19 protein-coding genes are annotated in these 16,715 nt (G+C 64.5%); 8 read left to right on the top strand and 11 right to left on the bottom strand.

What is annotated here, in order from left to right:
* Positions 1 to 227: 227 nt before the first annotated feature.
* The gene (locus PVZ80_RS08745) at positions 228 to 1,139 is read right to left on the bottom strand and encodes a LysR substrate-binding domain-containing protein (protein ID WP_028683721.1); all 912 of its coding nucleotides are present in this window, start codon (positions 1,137 to 1,139) and stop codon (positions 228 to 230) included.
* A gap of 142 nt (positions 1,140 to 1,281) precedes the next feature.
* On the opposite strand from PVZ80_RS08745, the gene PVZ80_RS08740 reads away from it, so the two are divergent.
* The 3 genes from PVZ80_RS08740 (at position 1,282) to PVZ80_RS08730 (ending at position 3,433) form a co-directional block, all read left to right on the top strand.
* Positions 1,282 to 1,920 (top strand): FMN-dependent NADH-azoreductase, encoded by a 639-nt coding sequence (locus tag PVZ80_RS08740; protein ID WP_028683720.1) that lies wholly within the window; start codon positions 1,282 to 1,284, stop codon positions 1,918 to 1,920.
* Positions 1,921 to 1,929: 9 nt separating this feature from the next.
* On the top strand, positions 1,930 to 2,235 hold the full coding sequence (locus PVZ80_RS08735) for a DMT family transporter (RefSeq protein WP_009046729.1): 306 nt from the start codon (positions 1,930 to 1,932) through the stop codon (positions 2,233 to 2,235).
* 307 nt (positions 2,236 to 2,542) lie between these two features.
* Entirely contained in the window at positions 2,543 to 3,433 is an 891-nt protein-coding gene (locus tag PVZ80_RS08730) for an esterase/lipase family protein (RefSeq protein ID WP_124307550.1), read from the top strand.
* Between the two features lie 103 nt (positions 3,434 to 3,536).
* Here the strand turns inward: PVZ80_RS08730 and PVZ80_RS08725 are convergent, their stop codons facing one another.
* The gene (locus PVZ80_RS08725) at positions 3,537 to 4,424 is read right to left on the bottom strand and encodes a DMT family transporter (protein ID WP_009046731.1); all 888 of its coding nucleotides are present in this window, start codon (positions 4,422 to 4,424) and stop codon (positions 3,537 to 3,539) included.
* A gap of 97 nt (positions 4,425 to 4,521) precedes the next feature.
* On the opposite strand from PVZ80_RS08725, the gene PVZ80_RS08720 reads away from it, so the two are divergent.
* The 3 genes from PVZ80_RS08720 to PVZ80_RS08710 all read left to right on the top strand — a co-directional run bounded on the left by PVZ80_RS08720 (position 4,522) and on the right by PVZ80_RS08710 (position 6,855).
* The gene (locus tag PVZ80_RS08720; protein WP_016704103.1) at positions 4,522 to 5,310 is read left to right on the top strand and encodes an AraC family transcriptional regulator; all 789 of its coding nucleotides are present in this window, start codon (positions 4,522 to 4,524) and stop codon (positions 5,308 to 5,310) included.
* Between the two features lie 71 nt (positions 5,311 to 5,381).
* Complete coding sequence (locus PVZ80_RS08715) at positions 5,382 to 5,681, top strand: PsiF family protein (protein WP_009046733.1); 300 nt, start codon at positions 5,382 to 5,384, stop codon at positions 5,679 to 5,681.
* Positions 5,682 to 5,844: 163 nt separating this feature from the next.
* The gene (locus PVZ80_RS08710) at positions 5,845 to 6,855 is read left to right on the top strand and encodes an AI-2E family transporter (RefSeq protein WP_009046734.1); all 1,011 of its coding nucleotides are present in this window, start codon (positions 5,845 to 5,847) and stop codon (positions 6,853 to 6,855) included.
* Positions 6,856 to 6,978: 123 nt separating this feature from the next.
* Here the strand turns inward: PVZ80_RS08710 and PVZ80_RS08705 are convergent, their stop codons facing one another.
* Positions 6,979 to 8,244 (bottom strand): Hsp70 family protein, encoded by a 1,266-nt coding sequence (locus PVZ80_RS08705; RefSeq protein WP_009041945.1) that lies wholly within the window; start codon positions 8,242 to 8,244, stop codon positions 6,979 to 6,981.
* Positions 8,245 to 8,543: 299 nt separating this feature from the next.
* On the opposite strand from PVZ80_RS08705, the gene PVZ80_RS08700 reads away from it, so the two are divergent.
* Both PVZ80_RS08700 and PVZ80_RS08695 read left to right on the top strand, forming a co-directional pair.
* Positions 8,544 to 9,482 (top strand): DnaJ C-terminal domain-containing protein, encoded by a 939-nt coding sequence (locus PVZ80_RS08700; protein WP_009046736.1) that lies wholly within the window; start codon positions 8,544 to 8,546, stop codon positions 9,480 to 9,482.
* A gap of 41 nt (positions 9,483 to 9,523) precedes the next feature.
* Entirely contained in the window at positions 9,524 to 9,826 is a 303-nt protein-coding gene (locus tag PVZ80_RS08695) for a chaperone modulator CbpM (RefSeq protein WP_009046737.1), read from the top strand.
* A 316-nt stretch (positions 9,827 to 10,142) separates the two neighbouring features.
* Here the strand turns inward: PVZ80_RS08695 and PVZ80_RS08690 are convergent, their stop codons facing one another.
* The 8 genes from PVZ80_RS08690 to urtE form a co-directional block, all read right to left on the bottom strand.
* Positions 10,143 to 11,285, bottom strand: a complete 1,143-nt coding sequence (locus tag PVZ80_RS08690; RefSeq protein WP_273863690.1) for a sensor histidine kinase — start codon at positions 11,283 to 11,285, stop codon at positions 10,143 to 10,145.
* 138 nt (positions 11,286 to 11,423) lie between these two features.
* Positions 11,424 to 13,124, bottom strand: a complete 1,701-nt coding sequence (ureC, locus tag PVZ80_RS08685; protein ID WP_009046739.1) for an urease subunit alpha — start codon at positions 13,122 to 13,124, stop codon at positions 11,424 to 11,426.
* Between the two features lie 140 nt (positions 13,125 to 13,264).
* Positions 13,265 to 13,570, bottom strand: a complete 306-nt coding sequence (locus PVZ80_RS08680; protein ID WP_009046740.1) for an urease subunit beta — start codon at positions 13,568 to 13,570, stop codon at positions 13,265 to 13,267.
* Positions 13,567 to 14,100, bottom strand: coding sequence for a GNAT family N-acetyltransferase (locus tag PVZ80_RS08675; protein WP_081362813.1), 534 nt, complete (start codon positions 14,098 to 14,100; stop codon positions 13,567 to 13,569). The genes PVZ80_RS08680 and PVZ80_RS08675 overlap by 4 nt, the downstream gene beginning before the upstream one ends.
* Before the next feature lie 6 nt (positions 14,101 to 14,106).
* Positions 14,107 to 14,640 (bottom strand): GNAT family N-acetyltransferase, encoded by a 534-nt coding sequence (locus tag PVZ80_RS08670; RefSeq protein WP_053268113.1) that lies wholly within the window; start codon positions 14,638 to 14,640, stop codon positions 14,107 to 14,109.
* A 9-nt stretch (positions 14,641 to 14,649) separates the two neighbouring features.
* Positions 14,650 to 14,952: an urease subunit gamma gene (ureA, locus tag PVZ80_RS08665; RefSeq protein ID WP_007927275.1), complete on the bottom strand. Its 303-nt coding sequence runs from the start codon at positions 14,950 to 14,952 to the stop codon at positions 14,650 to 14,652.
* Positions 14,953 to 15,082: 130 nt separating this feature from the next.
* Positions 15,083 to 15,922 carry an urease accessory protein UreD gene (locus tag PVZ80_RS08660; RefSeq protein WP_016703751.1) on the bottom strand — a complete coding sequence of 280 codons (840 nt, stop codon included), beginning with the start codon at positions 15,920 to 15,922 and terminating at the stop codon, positions 15,083 to 15,085.
* A gap of 30 nt (positions 15,923 to 15,952) precedes the next feature.
* Positions 15,953 to 16,651: an urea ABC transporter ATP-binding subunit UrtE gene (urtE, locus tag PVZ80_RS08655; RefSeq protein WP_009046744.1), complete on the bottom strand. Its 699-nt coding sequence runs from the start codon at positions 16,649 to 16,651 to the stop codon at positions 15,953 to 15,955.
* Positions 16,652 to 16,715: the final 64 nt, after the last annotated feature.

Raw genomic sequence — 16,715 nt, 5'->3', positions numbered from 1 at the left:
CACGCATCCAGTGTAGGAGCGAAGCTTGCTCGCGATGAACGATAACGCGGTACTACAGGCGCTCCGCGGCGTCTGAATCGCGGGCAAGCCTCGCTCCTACGGGGAGGATGGCCCCACGCATCCAGTGTAGGAGCGAAGCTTGCTCGCGATGAACGATAACGCGGTACTACAGGCACTTCGCGGTGCCTGGGTCGCGGGCAAGCCTCGCTCCTACCTGTTCAAGGGCCTCAGCCGGCGGTGAGCATCGGATGCCCGGCCGCCTGGGCCTCTTCGCGCAACCACTGGAAAAACGCCCGCACCGGCGGATGCCGTTCGCGCCCGGGCACGCACAAGGCGCTGTAGCCTGCGCCGTCGACATGTATCTCCGGGCGATACGGCACCAGCAGGCCGCTGGTCACGCTCTCCGACACCAGGATATTGCTGGCCAGCACCAGGCCCTGGCCGGCAATGGCTGCTTGCAGGGCGTAGTGCTCCTCGTCGTATTCGCGAAACACCGGGCGATCCCGCATCCAGCTTTCCTGCGCCTTGTCGCACCAGGCCTCCCAGCCATGGGCATAGAGCTTGGAGTTGTGCCAGCGCACGCTGATCAGCGTCGGCGTTTGCTCGCGGGCCAGGGCCACCTGCTCCGGCGAGCCGTAGACCGCGAAGCACTCGTCGAACAGGCACAGCCCATAGAGGTTCGGGTAGTCGTCCAGGCTGTAGCGGATCACCAGGTCGACGCTCGCGTCCTGCTGCAGGTCGATGACCTCGCAATTGGTGTCCAGGCGCAGGTTGATGTTCGGGTGCCGGGCATAAAAACGCCCCAGGCGCGGCACCAGCCACAGCGCGGCGAAGGCTGGCGTGGTGGAGATCATCAGGTTCGCGCCGCTGCGTTGCGGGCGCAGGCTGTCGACGCTCTGCGCCACTTCCAGCAAGGCGCCGTGCAGGCTGTGGAACAGGCGCTCGCCGCATTCGGTCAGGCGCACCTGGCGTGGCAGGCGCTGGAACAGCGGCACGCCCAGCCAGCTTTCCAGGGAGCGGATCTGGTGGGAAATCGCCGTGGGCGTGACCGACAGCTCCTCGGCAGCGGCCTTGAAACTCAAGAGCCGGGATGCCGATTCGAAGGCGCGCAAAGCGGTCAGCGGCAGGTTGGCAAACATACAGGGGCACCTTATGGGTGAAATGGATTCATCCTGATCAACTATTGCTCATTTGTTCCATGGGGCCGGCATCAATAGCTTTATTCCCGCCCAGGAAGGCTTTTTACGGTCTTCCAGAATGATCCAGGATGAGGAATGACAGATGAGCAGAATTCTAGCAGTACATGGCAGCCCCCGTGGCGAACGCTCCCATTCGCGGCGGCTGACGGAACGCTTTCTCCAGGCCTGGCTCGAGGCCCATCCCCAGGGCCAACTGACCCGTCGGGAAGTCGGCCGCGCTTCGCTGCCCCATGTCAGCGAGGCCTTCGTCGCCGCGGCGTTTTATCCCGAGCCGCAGGCGCGGCCCTTGTCGATGCAGGCCGACCTGGCCCTGAGCGACGAGTTGGTGAGCGAGTTGCTGGAGCATGAGCTGCTGGTGATCTCGGCGCCGATGTACAACTTCAGCGTACCCAGCGGCCTCAAGGCCTGGGTCGACCAGATCGTGCGCCTGGGCCTGACCTTCAATACCGTGCAGGACAATGGCATCGCCCAGTACGAGCCGCTGGTGCGGGGCAAGAAAGCGCTGATCGTCACCAGTCGCGGCGGCTTCGGCTTTGGTCCGGGTGGCGAGCTGGAAGCCATGAACCACGCCGATCCGTGGTTGCGTACCGCGCTGGGCTTTATCGGCATCGAGGACGTCACGGTGGTCGCGGCCGAAGGCGAGGAGTCGGCCGAGCGCACGTTCCAGGTGTCCTGCGCCGAAGCCGAGCAACGCCTGCTGGCGCTGGCACGGACCTTCTGAGGAGGCGACATGGCCTGGCTGTTCTTGCTGATCGCCGCCGCCTTCGAAGTCACCTTCGCCATGGGCATGAAGTACGCCGAGGGTTTCACCCGGCTATGGCCGTCGCTGCTGACGGTGGTGGCCGCGCTGGGCGGCATCTACTTCCTGACCCTGGCGATGCGTGAGCTGCCGGTGAGCATCGCCTACCCGATCTGGACCGCCATCGGTTCCCTGGGCACGGTGTTCCTCGGTTTTGCCTTGCTGGGGGAGAGCCTGACGCTGGTCAAGCTGGTGTCGGTGGGGCTGATCGTGGCCGGGGTGGTGGGGTTGAAATAGCCTATCCCTTGTAGGAGCGAAGCTTGCTCGCGATGGGCTGCGCAGCAGCCCCAAACCCGCTTCAGTTCTACTGGAAGAAATCCATTGCCTGAACCGGAGCTATCGCGAGCAAGCTTCGCTCCTACAGACCCGGGGCGATCCATTTATTGCCAATCCCCTGTAGCGAGCTTGCTCGCGTTAGTCTCGGGGGAATGTCATACAGTGGTCGTGAAGCTGTCATCTTGGCTGTCGATGCTCTTGGCTGCTGCCGACATCCAGCCTCGGGCGCCGCGGTCCCTGATACAAGTCCGATCACAAGGATGTTCCCATGTCCCAAGAGCTTGCCACGCGTTACCCGCTGGTCCTGGTCCCCGGCATGCTGGGGTTTATCCGGCTGGTGCTGTACTCCTACTGGTTCGGCATCGAGTCGGCGTTGCGCCGCGGCGGGGCCACGGTGATTGCGGTGCAGGTTTCGCCGCTGCATAGCACTGAGGTGCGCGGCGAGCAGTTGCTGGCGCGGATCGAGGAGATCCGCCGCGAAACCGGCGCCGACAAGGTCAACCTGATCGGCCACAGCCAGGGGGCGCTCACCGCCCGCTATGCCGCGGCCAAACGCCCGGACTGGGTGGCCTCGGTGACCTCGGTCGCCGGGCCCAATCATGGCTCGGAGCTGGCCGACTACATCGAACGCCACCATTCCATCGACACCCTGCGCGGGCGGGTGCTGAGTTTTATCCTGCGGGTGATTGCCGTGTTGATGTGCTGGCTGGACACCGGCTATCGCGGGCCGAAGCTGCCGGCGGATATCCATGCTTCGCACCGCTCGCTGACCAGCGAGGGCGTGGCGCTGTTCAACCGCCAGTATCCCCAGGGCCTGCCGGAAACCTGGGGCGGGCAGGGGCCGGAAGAGGTCAACGGGGTGCGTTACTACTCCTGGTCCGGCACCTTGCAGCCGGGCAAGACCAATCGCGGGCGCAACCTGTTCGACGGCACCAATCGCAGCTGCCGGCTGTTCGCCAGGACCTTCGTCCGCGAAGCCGGGCAGTGCGATGGCATGGTCGGCCGCTACAGCTCGCACCTGGGCACGGTGATTGGCGACGATTACCCCCTGGATCATTTCGATATCGTCAACCAGTCCCTGGGGCTGGTGGGCCGGGGCGCGGAGCCGATCCGGCTGTTCGTCGAGCATGCGCAGCGGTTGAAAGCAGCGGGGGTATAGCCAGGGAGGGATGTGGCGGTTTTGAGATTTATCGCGAGCAAGCTCGCTCCTACAGGATCGAGCCATCCCCTGTAGGAGCGAGCTTGCTCGCGATGACGATCTGTCAGGCGACGCTGACCTTGCGCCCCAGCACCGTGGTCCAGCGTTCCGACAGGATCACCCCGCCCAGGGTCAGCATCCCACCCACCAGGTGATACAGCGCCAGCTGTTCATGCAGCACCACGGCGGCGATCAGCGCGGTAATCAGCGGCAGCAGATTGAAGAACAGCGTGGTGCGGCTCGGCCCCAGGCGCACCACGGCCTGCATCCAGGCCAGCGGCGCGAGCATCGAGGCCAGCAGGCAGGCGTAGAGCACCAGGGGAATGTTGTGCAGGGTCAGGCCGGTTTTCGGCGAGGCCAAGAACAGCGGAAACAGCACCACCACGGCCACCAGCACCTGCAGGTACAGCAGCACCAGCGGCGGCAGGCGCAGCTGCCATTTTTTCAGCAGGGTGCTGTAGATCGCGTAGGCCAGGGTGGCGATCAGCATCATCGCGTCGCCCAGGTTCACGCCGTGTTCCAGCAGCACCTCGAGGCTGCCGGACGACACCACCACCAGCACCCCGGCAAACGACAGCACCGCACCGACCAGGGCACCGGCCGTCAGGCGCTGGCCGAGGCTGGCGATCGCCATGGCCAGCGACATCAGCGGCATCAGCGAAAGAATGATGCCCATGTTGGTGGCCGAGGTCAGTGTCGCGGCGAAGTACGCCAGGCTCTGGTACACCGCCATGCCCAGCACGCCGAGGATGAAGATCTTGCCCAGGTTCGGGCGGATCACCGCCCAGTGGGCGACCACCGCCTTGAGCATGAACGGTGTGAACAGCAGGCCGGCCAGCAGCCAGCGATAGAAACCGATCTCCGCGGGGAAGATCGCCCCGACCGCCAGCTTGTTGATGACGGTATTGCCGGCCCAGATAAAGACGGCCAGTAACGGATAAGCGTATTGCATGAGGAAAAACCAGAACGTTGATGAAGGGTGATTATCCCTCTGTCTGGATCAAAGCCTATACTTCGATCCAGACAACCCACCCTTGAATCCGGACAGCATGAGCAAAAAACACATCGACCTGCTGCCCTTCAGCGGTCTGCCGGCCCCGGTGTACTTCCGCTACGCCGATTTCGACGCCCACAGCCATGCGCTGGAGCATCGTCATCCCTGGGGCTGCCTGGAGTATTCGGCCCACGGCGTGATGCACATGGAGATCGCCGGCCAGCGCTTCATGTCGCCGCCGCAGTACGCCATCTGGATTCCGCCGGACACCGAGCACAGCTTCTACAGCCCGCAGCCGATCGTATACCGCGCCGTGTGCCTGGTCCCGGAGCTGTGCCGGGTGCTGCCGCAGCAGGCCTGCACCCTGGCCATCAGCGACATTCTCAAGGCGATCCTCAAGGACTTCGCCGCGCGCGACGTACAGATCCCCGAGCAGGAAACGGACAGCCGCCTGGCCCAGGTAATGCTCGACCAGTTGCAGCAGGCGCCGGTGCATGACGGTTACCTGCCTTATGCCAGCAGCCCGGCCTTGCTCGGCGTGCTGGAGGCATTGCAGGCCGCCCCGGGGGATAACCGCGCGCTGGCCGATTGGGCGCGGCAGATCCATGTCAGCGAACGCACCCTGGCCCGGCAATTCGTGCGCGAGCTGGGCATGAGTTTTGGCGAGTGGCGCCAGCGCCTGCGCTTCCTGGCGTCCATCGAGGCGCTGGACAGTGCGCGCAGTGTCCAGGAGGTGGCGTTCGACATGGGCTACAGCAGCGCCTCGGCGTTTATCGCGATGTTCCAGCGCCAGGCCGGCTGCACGCCCGAGCAGTACCGGCGCACCAGCCTACAGAACAGGTGAACCTGTAACAGGGTTTGTCTACACTGCGCTGGAGGCCGCGCCCGTCGGTGCGGTAACAAGGAGAAAACTCCATGAAGATGCTGCGTATCCCTTTGTTGATGGTTGGCCTGCTGCTCTGTTCCCAAGGATTTGCCGCCACCGCCCAGCAGAACAAGATGACCACGTGCAACGCCGACGCCACCGCCAAAGCCCTCAAGGGCGATGAACGCAAAGCCTTTATGAGCACCTGCCTGAAAGCCACCCCGGCTGCTGCGGCAACCCCGTCCACCCCGCAGGAACGGATGAAGACCTGCAACGCCGACGCCACCGCCAAAGCCCTCAAGGGCGACGAGCGCAAGACCTTCATGAGCACCTGCCTGAAGAAGCAATAACCTTTTCCCTCGCAGGCGCGAGCTTGTTCACGATCCGGTCGCGGCAGTTTGCCTGACACACTCTGTATCGTTGATCGCCAGCAAACCCGCGCCTGTCGGCCTCGCATCGTCAGTGCAACGCTGGCAGACTGCCAATCCTTTCACGCTGTTTGTTTGAGGCTGTATGCCAACGTTTTCTCAGCGTCATCTGTTGTTGTTCAGTTGGGTGATCATCTTCGGCGGCCTGCTGCTGGTAATCCCGTTGCGGCTATTACCGAGCCTGCTGGCGGGCCTGCTGGTGTTCGAACTGGTCAACATGCTCACCCCGCAATTGCAACGGCTGATCGAAGGTCGGCGGGCGCGCTGGTTGGCGGTGGCCCTGCTCGGCACCCTGGTGGTCAGCGTGCTGACGCTGCTGTTCGCCGGCGCCATCAGCTTCCTGCTGCACGAAGCGGAAAATCCGGGGGCTTCCCTGGACAAATTCATGGCGGTGGTGGACAAGGCGCGCGGCCAGTTGCCGCCGTTCCTCGACTCCTATCTGCCGGCCAGCGCGGCGGAGTTCCAGGTGGCCATCGGCGCCTGGGCCAGCAAGCACCTGAGCGAGCTGCAACTGGTGGGCAAGGACGCGGCGCACATGTTCGTGACCTTGTTGATCGGCATGGTGCTGGGGGCGATCATCGCCTTGCAGCGCGTGCCCGACCTGACCAAGCGCAAGCCGCTGGCGGCCGCGCTGTTCGACCGCCTGCACCTGCTGGTCCAGGCCTTTCGCAACATCGTGTTCGCGCAGATCAAGATTTCCCTGCTCAACACCTTCTTCACCGGGATCTTCCTCGCGCTGATCCTGCCGATGTTCGGCGTCAAGCTGCCGCTGACCAAGACCCTGATCGTGCTGACCTTCCTCTTGGGGCTGTTGCCGGTGATCGGCAACCTGATCTCCAACACCCTGATCACCATCGTCGGCATGTCGCTGTCGATCTGGGTGGCCGCGGCGGCGCTGGGCTACCTGATCTTTATCCACAAGCTGGAATACTTCCTCAACGCGCGGATCGTCGGCGGGCAGATCAGTGCCAAGTCCTGGGAATTGCTGTTGGCGATGCTGGTGTTCGAGGCGGCGTTCGGCCTGCCGGGGGTGGTGGCCGGGCCGATCTATTACGCCTACCTGAAGAGTGAATTGAAGCAGGCGGGGTTGGTTTGAGCTGACGCTATCCCTGTAGCCGCTGCCGAAGGCTGCGATCGGCCGAAGGCCGTAGCGATCTCAAAATCGCTGAAGGTCCTGCGGACCTTATCGCAGCCTGCGGCAGCGGCTACAGGGGGGCGTTTAGCCGTAGCGTTTTTTCGCTTCGATGGCCAGGCCGCTGCCGATGCTGCCGAAGATGTTGCCTTCGACGTGGCGTGCGTTGGGCAGCATGTCCGCGACGCTCTGGCGCAGGGCCGGGATGCCGCTGGAGCCGCCGGTGAAGAACACCGTATCGACCTGGCCGACGCCGACATTGGCATCGCCCAGCAGTTGCGTGACGCTGCCGCGGATGCGCTCCAGCAGGCTGTCGATGGACGACTCGAACAGCGCCCGGCTCAAGTCCACGCTCAGGCCCGCCTCGATACGGTCCAGGGGCACCACGCGGTTGTCGGCGTGGGTCAGCTGGATCTTGGTCTCTTCCACCTCCATCGCCAGCCAGTGTCCGGCGCGCTGCTCGATCAGCTTGAACAGGCGGTCGATGCCGCCGGTGTCTTCGATGTCGTAGCGCATGCTGCCCAGGGCCAGCTGGGACTTCTGCGAGTACACCGAGTTGATGGTGTGCCAGGTCGCCAGGTTCATGTGGGTGCTGGTGGGCATGTAGGCGCCGCTCTTCATCCGGCTGCCGTAGCCGAACAGCGGCATCAGGCCCTGGAGGCTCAACTGCTTGTCGAAATCGGTCCCGCCGATGTGTACGCCGCCGGTGGCGAGGATGTCCTCGTGGCGGTTGTCCAGGCCACGGCGCTCGGGCGACAGGCGCACCAGGGAGAAGTCGGAAGTACCACCGCCGATGTCGACGATCAGCACCAGCTCTTCGCGTTCGATGGTTGACTCGTAGTCGAAGGCCGCGGCGATCGGCTCGTACTGGAAGGAGACTTCTTTGAAGCCCAGCTTGCGCGCCACTTCCACCAGGGTGTCCTGGGCCTCCTGGTCGGCGGCGGCATCGTCATCGACGAAAAACACCGGGCGGCCCAGTACCACTTCCTCGAACTCCCGGCCGGCGGCAGCTTCGGCGCGGCTCTTGAGCTGGCCGATGAACAGGCCCAGCAGGTCCTTGAACGGCATCGCCGTGCCCAGCACGCTGGTGTCGTGCTTGATCAGCTTGGAGCCCAGCAGGCTCTTCAGCGAGCGCATCAGCCGGCCTTCGTAGCCCTCCAGGTACTCGTGCAGCGCCAGGCGGCCATACACCGGACGGCGTTCTTCGATGTTGAAGAAGACCACCGACGGCAGGGTGATCTTGTCGTCTTCCAGCGCAATCAGCGTTTCCATGCCGGGGCGCAGCCAGCCGACCGTGGAGTTGGACGTGCCGAAGTCGATACCGCAGGCACGGGCCGCAGATGCGTTTTTCATGTCTTTCGAGTTCCGGTTGGAAAAAACGGCCGCGCAGTGTATGCCAGTCGTTCGCAGAATCGAAGGCCGACTATCCGCTAAATCGAAACCCGCAAGCCTTGAAAGACTATTCTTTACCCCAAACTTGCAGGCATGGGCCGGGCAGCCATCGGGCGGTCGCAAGAACCGCTGCCAGCTGCCGATAAACTTCTGCTGCGCCGCGTGAGTCACAGTATTGAGATCGATCAGCCTTGACGCTGCTCAAGAGTGCATGCTGTACGTCCCGCCGCGCCACATTGATAACGGATGGTGATCCTTAGATGGACTTCAAAGACTATTACAAGATTCTCGGGGTGGAGCCGACGGCGGACGACAAGGCGATCAAGGCCGCCTATCGCAAGCTGGCGCGCAAATACCACCCCGATGTCAGCAAGGAAAAAGACGCCGAAGCCAAGTTCAAGGACGCGTCGGAAGCCTATGAAGCGCTGAAAAGCGCGGACAAGCGGGCCGAATACGACGACCTGCGGCGTTATGGCCAGCACGGCCAGCCGTTCCAGGGCCCACCGGGCTGGAAAGGCCGCGCGGATGCGGGCGGCTTCGGCGATGGCGGGGATTTTTCGGACTTCTTCAGTTCGATCTTCGGCAACCGCGGGCCGGGTTTCGGCGGTGGACAATCGCGCAGCGCCGGGCGCAGGGGGCAAGACGTGGAAATGGAATTACCGATCTTCCTGGAAGAAACCCTGTCGGCCGAGTCGAAGAAGGTCAGCTTCAAGGTGCCGCAGTACAACGCCGCCGGGCAGCATGTCAGCAACACCAGCAAGAGCCTGAACGTGAAGATCCCGGCCGGCGTCGCCGACGGCGAGCGCATCCGCCTCAAGGGCCAGGGCGCGCCCGGTGTCGGCGGCGGGGCCAATGGCGACCTGTACCTGACCATTCGTTTCGCGCCCCATCCGAAGTTCGATATCGAGGGCGAGAACCTGATCATCACCCTGCCGCTGGCCCCTTGGGAGCTGGCGCTGGGGACCGAGGTCGCGGTGCCGACCCTGACCGGCAAGATCAACCTCAAGGTGCCGGCCGGCAGCCAGAACGGCCAGCGCATGCGCGCCAAGGGCCATGGCCTGCTGAACAAGGCCGGGCATCGCGGTTATCTGTTCGTGCAGCTCAAGGCCGTGATGCCCAAGGCTTGCGGCGACGACGTCAAGGCGTTGTGGCAGGAGCTGGCGAAGAAGGCCGCCTTCAACCCGCGGGAGCATTTCTGATCCGCAACCCATTCTGATCTGGAACATAGGAGTCGCTGACCATGAGCACCCTGATCGTTCAGCTGGATATGGAAGAGTTCTGCGAGGTGGCCGATCTGCCGGCCGCCTATGTGATGGAAATCGTCGAGCACGGGATCCTCGATCCCCATGGCGCGGCGCCCCGCGACTGGCGTTTCACCGACTATGAACTGGCGGTCGCCAAGCGTGCCGCCAAGTTGCGGCGCGACCTGGAACTGGAGTGGGAAGGCGTCGCCCTGGCGCTGGAACTGCTCGACGAAGTCCGCGAGTTGCGCACGGAAAACCAGATGCTCAAGCAGCGCCTGGGGCGCCTGCTCGCCGACTGAGACTGCGCGTTATCGTTCATCGCGCTCCTACGGAGGCATGGGTGGTGATGTTGTAGCCGCTGCCGAGCCCGCGAGGCTGCGATCGGCCGCGAAGCGGTCGCAAAACCGGGCAACCCGTTCTTCCAGACACACCCCATGCCCAGGCTTTGCGAGGACTTCGTCCTCGATCGCAGCCTCGCGGGCTCGGCAGCGGCTACGGTGCGTTCGTCTCTATAGCGGTTGGAAGGCTCGGGCATCGTCCATCGCGAGCAATGGCGCGTCGGCCGGCCGCTCCTACAGAAGCATGGGCAGCGGCTACAGGGTTCTGTGTTGGCGGCTACAACGATTCGGCGCGGGATACTCGTGGCAGGGTCACGGTGAAGGTGGTGCCATCGCTCTCGTTGGAGCTGACCTCTATGCTGCCCTGGTGGGCGGTGACCACTTCCTTGACGATGAACAGGCCCAGGCCGAGGCTGGTGGAAGGGCTGCCGAGCTCTTCGTTGGCACTGCGCACCAGGGGATCGAAGAGGGTGCCTAGGGCTTCCTTGGGAATCGGCGGGCCGTAGTTGTGGATGGTCAGCAGCACCTGCTCGGCGCTGCCAGTGAGGGTCAGGGTCACGGTGCGACTGTTGCTGCCATGCTGCAGGGCATTGCCGATCAGGTTCTGCAGCATCTGTTCGATACGCCCGCGATCCCAGATGCCATGGCTGTCGCCATGGAAGTTCAGCGCCGGTGTGCAGTCCGGCTGGCCGGCGCAGGCCTCGTCCATGGCTGCCTTGATGGCACTGGCCATGTCCATGGGCGCCGGCTCGATGGGCAGGCTGCTGCCCAGGCGGCTGCGCACGAACTCCAGCAGGTCGCCGACCATCGCCGCCATGTGCCTGGCGCCACTCTTGATCCGCGACACATAGGCCAGCGCATCGGCGTCCAGCGCGACTTTGCGCGCCAGCATCTCGGTGGACATGCTCACCGCCTGCAAGGGCGCGCGCAGGTCGTGGCCGAGAATCGCCAGGAAGATATCCCGCGAGCGGTTGACCTGCTCGGCATAGGCCGTGGTGGATTCGGCCAGCGCCTCGTCGATGGCTTCGTTGAAACGGATCATGTCCTGGAAATAGGCCAGCTGCGGCGACTCCAGGCTGGTGACCCAGAGACGGATCACGCAGGCGCGCAGGTGGCGGAATTCCGAGGTCATCTGTACCAGGTCGAAGCCGACGTTGTGGCGCAATTCGCCATGGCTGGCGGCGGCCTCGTCGAGGCTCGGGGTCTTCTCCGGGCCTTCGCCCCTGGCCTTGGCCGCCTGTTCGCTGGCGGTCTGGGCGGTGCGCATGTCGCGAGCGGCGGCCAGCAGGATGGACTTGGCATGGTCGCGCAATTGCAGGCGGGTCAGGGAGTCGGTTTCGGGGGCGATGGATCGGGCGAATTGCTCCCACTCATCAACGATTCGATCAACGTGTTGCACGATGAAGTCGGGTAGACGCATGGCCGGGAACCTTGTCAGGCAGCAAGAGTGAGAACGGCCTGTCGAATTCTAGCCGCGATTGAGCCGTTCAACACGGCAAGACGTCCGGCTTTGCTGACCGTTGGGCGGCCCGCATGGGCGCCCGTTGGATCCAGGTTTCTAGAACAGAAAGTAGCGCTGGGCCATCGGCAACACGTCCGCCGGCTCGCACCATAGCAGCACACCGTCGGCCTTGACCTGATAGGTCTGCGGGTCGACCTCGATATCCGGCAGGTAGTCGTTGTGGATCAGGTCGGTCTTTTGCACGTCGCGGCAACCCTTGACCACCGCGATCTGCTTTTTCAGCCCCAGTTGCTGCGGCACCCCGGCCTCCAGCGCGGCCTGGCTGATAAAGGTCAGGCTGGTGGCGTGCCGGCTGCCGCCGTAACTGGCGAACATCGGCCGGTAATGCACCGGCTGCGGGGTCGGGATCGAGGCGTTGGCGTCGCCCATCAGGCTGGCGGCGATGGCCCCGCCCTTGAGGATCAGCGTCGGCTTGACCCCGAAGAACGCCGGACGCCAGAGCACCAGGTCGGCCCATTTGCCGATTTCGATGGAGCCCACTTCGTGGCTGATGCCGTGGGTGATCGCCGGATTGATGGTGTATTTGGCGATGTAGCGCTTGACCCTAAAGTTGCTGTTGCCAGCACCGTCACCCGGCAGCGGGCCGCGCTGGCGGTGCATCTTGTCGGCGGTCTGCCAGGTGCGGGTGATGACCTCGCCGACCCGGCCCATGGCCTGGCTGTCGGAGCTGATCATCGAGAAGGCGCCCAGGTCGTGGAGGATGTCTTCGGCGGCGATGGTTTCGCGGCGGATGCGGCTTTCGGCGAAGGCCACGTCCTCGGCGATGCTCGGGTCGAGGTGGTGGCAGACCATCAACATGTCCAGGTGTTCGTCGATGGTGTTGCGGGTGAACGGCCGAGTCGGGTTGGTCGAGCTCGGCAGCACGTTGGGGAAACCGCAGGCCTTGATGATGTCCGGGGCGTGGCCGCCGCCGGCGCCTTCGGTGTGGTAGGTGTGGATGGTGCGGCCCTTGAAGGCGCCGAGGGTGGTTTCGACGAAGCCCGACTCGTTGAGGGTGTCGGTGTGGATCGCCACCTGCACATCGTACTGGTCGGCGACGCTCAGGCAGTTGTCGATGCTGGCCGGGGTGGTGCCCCAGTCTTCGTGGAGCTTGAGGCCGATGGCCCCGGCCTTGACCTGCTCGATCAGAGGCTCCGGCAGGCTGGCGTTGCCCTTGCCGGTGAAGCCGATGTTCATCGGGAACGAGTCCGCCGCCTGGAGCATGCGCGCCATATGCCAGGGCCCGGAGGTGCAGGTGGTGGCGTTGGTGCCGGTGGCCGGCCCGGTGCCGCCGCCGATCATGGTGGTGACGCCGCTCATCAGCGCCTCTTCGATCTGCTGCGGGCAGATGAAGTGGATATGGGTGTCGATGCCGCCGGCGGTGAGGATCATGCCCTCGCCGGCGATGACTTCGGTGCTGGCGCCGACGGCGATGGTCACGTCGGGCTGGATGTCCGGGTTGCCGGCCTTGCCGATGGCGGCGATGCGCCCGTCCTTGAGGCCGACGTCGGCCTTGACGATGCCCCAGTGATCGATGATCAGCGCGTTGGTGATCAGGGTGTCGACCACTTCGGCCGCCAGCAGTTGGCCCTGGCCCATGCCGTCACGGATCACCTTGCCGCCGCCGAACTTCACTTCTTCGCCGTAGGTGGTGAAGTCCTTCTCGACTTCGATCCACAGCTCGGTATCGGCCAGGCGTACCTTGTCGCCGACGGTGGGGCCGAACATGTCGGCGTAGGCTTGTCTTGAAATCTTCATGTGCTTGCCTTGGGATTCAATTGGATTTGAGACCGCTCGCGTAGCTCGCTATTCGCGGGCAAGCCTCGCTCCTACATTTGATCGCATTCCCTTGTAGGAGCGAGGCTTGCCCGCGATGGCGTCAGAACAGGCAATGCACCTCAAAGGTCGCCCATGACCCGCCCGGCGAAACCGAACACCCGGCGATGCCCGGCCAGGTCCACCAGTTCCACCTCGCGGGTCTGCCCCGGCTCGAAGCGCACGGCGGTGCCGGCCGGGATGTTCAGGCGCATGCCTCGGCTGGCGGCGCGGTCGAAGGTCAGGGCGTCGTTGGTTTCGAAAAAGTGATAGTGCGAGCCCACCTGGATCGGCCGGTCGCCGCTGTTGGCGACGCTCAGGCTGAGGGTGCGGCGGCCGGCGTTGAGTTCGATGTCGCCGGGCTGGATCTGGTATTGGCCTGGAATCATACGGGTTGCCCCAGAGTCTTGAAGTAAATGGCGGTCGGGCTGTAGGTGCCGTCCGGGCTTTGGCAGTAGTTCGGCAGTTCGCCGACGCGGGTGTAGCCGAGGGCGCTGTAGAAGGCTTCGGCGTCCGAACCGGCTTCGGTGTCCAGGTACAGCAGGCCGCGCTTGTGCTGGCGCGCCGCGAGCTCCACGGCGTGCATCAATTGCTGGCCCAGGCCACGGCGGCGGGCGTCGTGGCGCACCTGGAGCTTCTGCACTTCGGCGCGATTGAGGCCGTTGGGTTTCTGGCACAGCGCCAGTTGCACGCTGGCCAGGACCCGTTCGTCCTGCACCACCACCCACAGCAACAGGCTACCGTCGGCCACGCTGGCCTGGACGCTGTTGACGTAGGCGCGGGCCTGTTCCTCGTCGAGGTCGGCCATGAAACCCACCGAAGCGCCGTGGCCCACGGCGTCGAACAACAGATCAATCAACCCCTGGCGATAGTGGGCAAAGCTCTCCGCATGGACTCGACGCAGTTGGGCAGCGTTCATCGGGTATCACTCCTTGTGGATAGTGGGCGGTAGCGCCCCCGGATCGAGGGTCAGCTGCATGAACGTCAGGTCCAGCCAGCGCCCGAACTTGGTGCCCACTTGCGGCATCTGTCCGGTGGTGACGAAGCCCAGGCGTTCGTGCAGGCGGATCGAGGCGGCATTGCCGCTTTCGATGGCCGCGACCATCACGTGCTTGTCGCAGCTCCTGGCGCGTTCGATCAGCGCTTGCATCAGGCGCGGGCCGAGGCCGTTGCCGCGCTGGTCGTTGCGCACATAGACCGAGTGCTCGACGGTATGGCGGAAACCGTCGAAGGGCCGCCAGTCGCCGAACGAGGCATAGCCGAGCACGCTGTCGTCGGCGTCGACCGCCACCAGCACCGGATAACCCTGGGCCTGGCGGGCGCTGAACCAGGCCTGGCGATTGCCCAGGTCCACGGCCTGCTCGTTCCAGATCGCCGTGGTGTTAAGCACGGCGTCGTTATAGATATCGCGGATCGCCGGCAGGTCGGCATGCACGGCATCGCGGATGGAATACGTCATGGCGTGGCCTCAGGCAATCGGTTGATGAACGGTGACCAGCTTGGTGCCGTCGGGGAAGGTCGCTTCCACCTGGATTTCCGGAATCATCTCCGGGATGCCTTCCATCACTTGTTCGCGGGTCAGCAGGGTGGTGCCGTAGTGCATCAGCTCGGCCACGGTCTGGCCGTCGCGGGCGCCTTCGAGCAGCGCCGCGGAAATGTAGGCCATGGCTTCCGGATAATTGAGCTTCACCCCCCGGGCCAGGCGTCGTTCGGCCACCAGGCCGGCGGTGAAGATCAGCAGTTTGTCTTTTTCGCGTGGGGTCAGGTCCATCGTTGGCAATCCGTTGTTGTAGGAGCGAGCTTGCTCGCGAAAAGTGTTAGCGATAATGCGTACTGCCTGAAGGAGCGCGGTGACTTGGCGTTTTTCGCGAGCAAGCTCGCTCCTACAGGGACATGGATATTCATGTGCTCCAGATCCTCGGCGGCAGCGCCTCGCGGCCCAGCAGGGCGGGGCGCAGCAGGCGCCACAGGTCGATCAGCCAGGCGCGGGCCAGCAGCGCTTCGCTGGCCAGGCAGCGGGCCACCAACAGGCCGGGCAGTTGCGTCAGGTCGCCGCGCACGGCATGAGGCAGTGCGCGGCAGCGTTCCAGCAACGGGCTGTCGATCTCGCCGGTGGCCAGCAAGGTGGCGAAGACCGGCTGGCCGTCCAGGCCGATCGGTGAGTCGAGCAAGCCGTCGCCGCCGACAATGCGCTGGCGTTCGTGCCAGAGCAACTGGCCGTCGCGGCGGATGTCCAGGTGCGACTGGAAATGCCCGAGGTCGAAGCGTTCGTCGCTGGCGGGGCGGCCGAGGGCCACCAGGTCCCAGTAGAACAGCCGGGCGTCGCCTTGCAGCTCGATGCGGGTGCTCAGCTCGGCCTGGGCGGCGCTGAACACGATGGTTTCCTGGGGCAGCCATTCCAGGGTGGCACCGGCGGCGACGCTCAAGTCCAGGGTCTGATAGGCCGGCCCGGTGGCGCGATACCACTTGGCGGCACCGGGGCTGGTCAGCTGCGCCCAGGCATCGCGTTCGACGCTGGCGCGGATCTGCAGGCGGTCGCCGCCGGCAATCCCGCCGGGCGGATGCACGATGATGTGCTGGCAGACTTCGGGGCCTTCGGCGTACAGATGCTTCTGCACCCGCAGCGGGCCCTTGTGCCGGCGCTGCACCGGGCGCGTGCTGTCGCCAAAGCGGGCGTAGCCGAGTTCCAGCTCGGCATGCCAGCTGGGGGTGAACAGGGCGGTGTGGGCAGGCAGATTCATGATTCGTGCTTAATGTCGGGACGTTACAGGTTAGATCGTAACCAGTCCGCGTACACCCTCGGCTTCCATATTTTCACCGCGGCCCTGCTGGACGATTTCGCCCCGGGACATCACCAGATACTGATCGGCCAGTTCGGCGGCGAAGTCGTAGAACTGTTCCACCAGCAGGATCGCCATGTCGCCGCGTGCCGCGAGTTTCTTGATCACCGCGCCGATCTCCTTGATCACCGACGGCTGGATGCCCTCGGTGGGCTCGTCGAGGATCAACAGCCGTGGCCGGCTGGCCAGGGCGCGGCCGATGGCCAGCTGCTGTTGCTGACCGCCGGACAGGTCGCCGCCGCGCCGCTGCTTCATTTGCAGCAGCACCGGGAACAGCTCGTAGATAAAGGCCGGCACTTCCTTGGCCTCTTTCGCGCCAAAACGCGACAGCCCCATCAACAGGTTTTCCTCCACGGTCAGGCGGCCGAAGATCTCCCGGCCCTGGGGCACGTAGGCGATGCCGGCGTGCACCCGCTGATGGGGCTTGTAGGCGGTGATCGCCTGGCCTTCCCAGTTCACCGCGCCTTCCCTGGCCGGCAGCAGGCCCATCAGGCATTTGAGCAGGGTGGTCTTGCCCACCCCGTTGCGCCCGAGCAGGCAGGTGACCTCGCCGACCTTCACCTCGAAGCTCAGGCCCCGCAGGATGTGGCTACCGCCGTAGTACTGGTGCAGGTGTTGGACTTGTAGCATTGGAACTCCGTTAGTAGGGCTTCAAGCGGCAAGCTTCAAGCTGCAAGTAAGGGCGGGGGATGTG

It is taken from the genome of Pseudomonas sp. B3G-3, assembly GCF_028640915.1.
Lineage (GTDB): Bacteria > Pseudomonadota > Gammaproteobacteria > Pseudomonadales > Pseudomonadaceae > Aquipseudomonas > Aquipseudomonas chlororaphis_I.
Note: the sequence above shows the minus strand (reverse complement) of the source record. Positions and strands in the feature narration are given on the sequence as shown.

What these genes read in the sequence shown, in the direction of transcription:
- PVZ80_RS08745 (WP_028683721.1), bottom strand. Translation starts at nt 1,139, where the DNA reads ATGTTTGCCAACCTGCCGCTGACCGCTTTGCGCGCCTTCGAATCGGCA.
- PVZ80_RS08740 (WP_028683720.1), top strand. Translation starts at nt 1,282, where the DNA reads ATGAGCAGAATTCTAGCAGTACATGGCAGCCCCCGTGGCGAACGCTCC.
- PVZ80_RS08735 (WP_009046729.1), top strand. Translation starts at nt 1,930, where the DNA reads ATGGCCTGGCTGTTCTTGCTGATCGCCGCCGCCTTCGAAGTCACCTTC.
- PVZ80_RS08730 (WP_124307550.1), top strand. Translation starts at nt 2,543, where the DNA reads ATGTCCCAAGAGCTTGCCACGCGTTACCCGCTGGTCCTGGTCCCCGGC.
- PVZ80_RS08725 (WP_009046731.1), bottom strand. Translation starts at nt 4,424, where the DNA reads ATGCAATACGCTTATCCGTTACTGGCCGTCTTTATCTGGGCCGGCAAT.
- PVZ80_RS08720 (WP_016704103.1), top strand. Translation starts at nt 4,522, where the DNA reads ATGAGCAAAAAACACATCGACCTGCTGCCCTTCAGCGGTCTGCCGGCC.
- PVZ80_RS08715 (WP_009046733.1), top strand. Translation starts at nt 5,382, where the DNA reads ATGAAGATGCTGCGTATCCCTTTGTTGATGGTTGGCCTGCTGCTCTGT.
- PVZ80_RS08710 (WP_009046734.1), top strand. Translation starts at nt 5,845, where the DNA reads ATGCCAACGTTTTCTCAGCGTCATCTGTTGTTGTTCAGTTGGGTGATC.
- PVZ80_RS08705 (WP_009041945.1), bottom strand. Translation starts at nt 8,244, where the DNA reads ATGAAAAACGCATCTGCGGCCCGTGCCTGCGGTATCGACTTCGGCACG.
- PVZ80_RS08700 (WP_009046736.1), top strand. Translation starts at nt 8,544, where the DNA reads ATGGACTTCAAAGACTATTACAAGATTCTCGGGGTGGAGCCGACGGCG.
- PVZ80_RS08695 (WP_009046737.1), top strand. Translation starts at nt 9,524, where the DNA reads ATGAGCACCCTGATCGTTCAGCTGGATATGGAAGAGTTCTGCGAGGTG.
- PVZ80_RS08690 (WP_273863690.1), bottom strand. Translation starts at nt 11,285, where the DNA reads ATGCGTCTACCCGACTTCATCGTGCAACACGTTGATCGAATCGTTGAT.
- ureC (WP_009046739.1), bottom strand. Translation starts at nt 13,124, where the DNA reads ATGAAGATTTCAAGACAAGCCTACGCCGACATGTTCGGCCCCACCGTC.
- PVZ80_RS08680 (WP_009046740.1), bottom strand. Translation starts at nt 13,570, where the DNA reads ATGATTCCAGGCCAATACCAGATCCAGCCCGGCGACATCGAACTCAAC.
- PVZ80_RS08675 (WP_081362813.1), bottom strand. Translation starts at nt 14,100, where the DNA reads ATGAACGCTGCCCAACTGCGTCGAGTCCATGCGGAGAGCTTTGCCCAC.
- PVZ80_RS08670 (WP_053268113.1), bottom strand. Translation starts at nt 14,640, where the DNA reads ATGACGTATTCCATCCGCGATGCCGTGCATGCCGACCTGCCGGCGATC.
- ureA (WP_007927275.1), bottom strand. Translation starts at nt 14,952, where the DNA reads ATGGACCTGACCCCACGCGAAAAAGACAAACTGCTGATCTTCACCGCC.
- PVZ80_RS08660 (WP_016703751.1), bottom strand. Translation starts at nt 15,922, where the DNA reads ATGAATCTGCCTGCCCACACCGCCCTGTTCACCCCCAGCTGGCATGCC.
- urtE (WP_009046744.1), bottom strand. Translation starts at nt 16,651, where the DNA reads ATGCTACAAGTCCAACACCTGCACCAGTACTACGGCGGTAGCCACATC.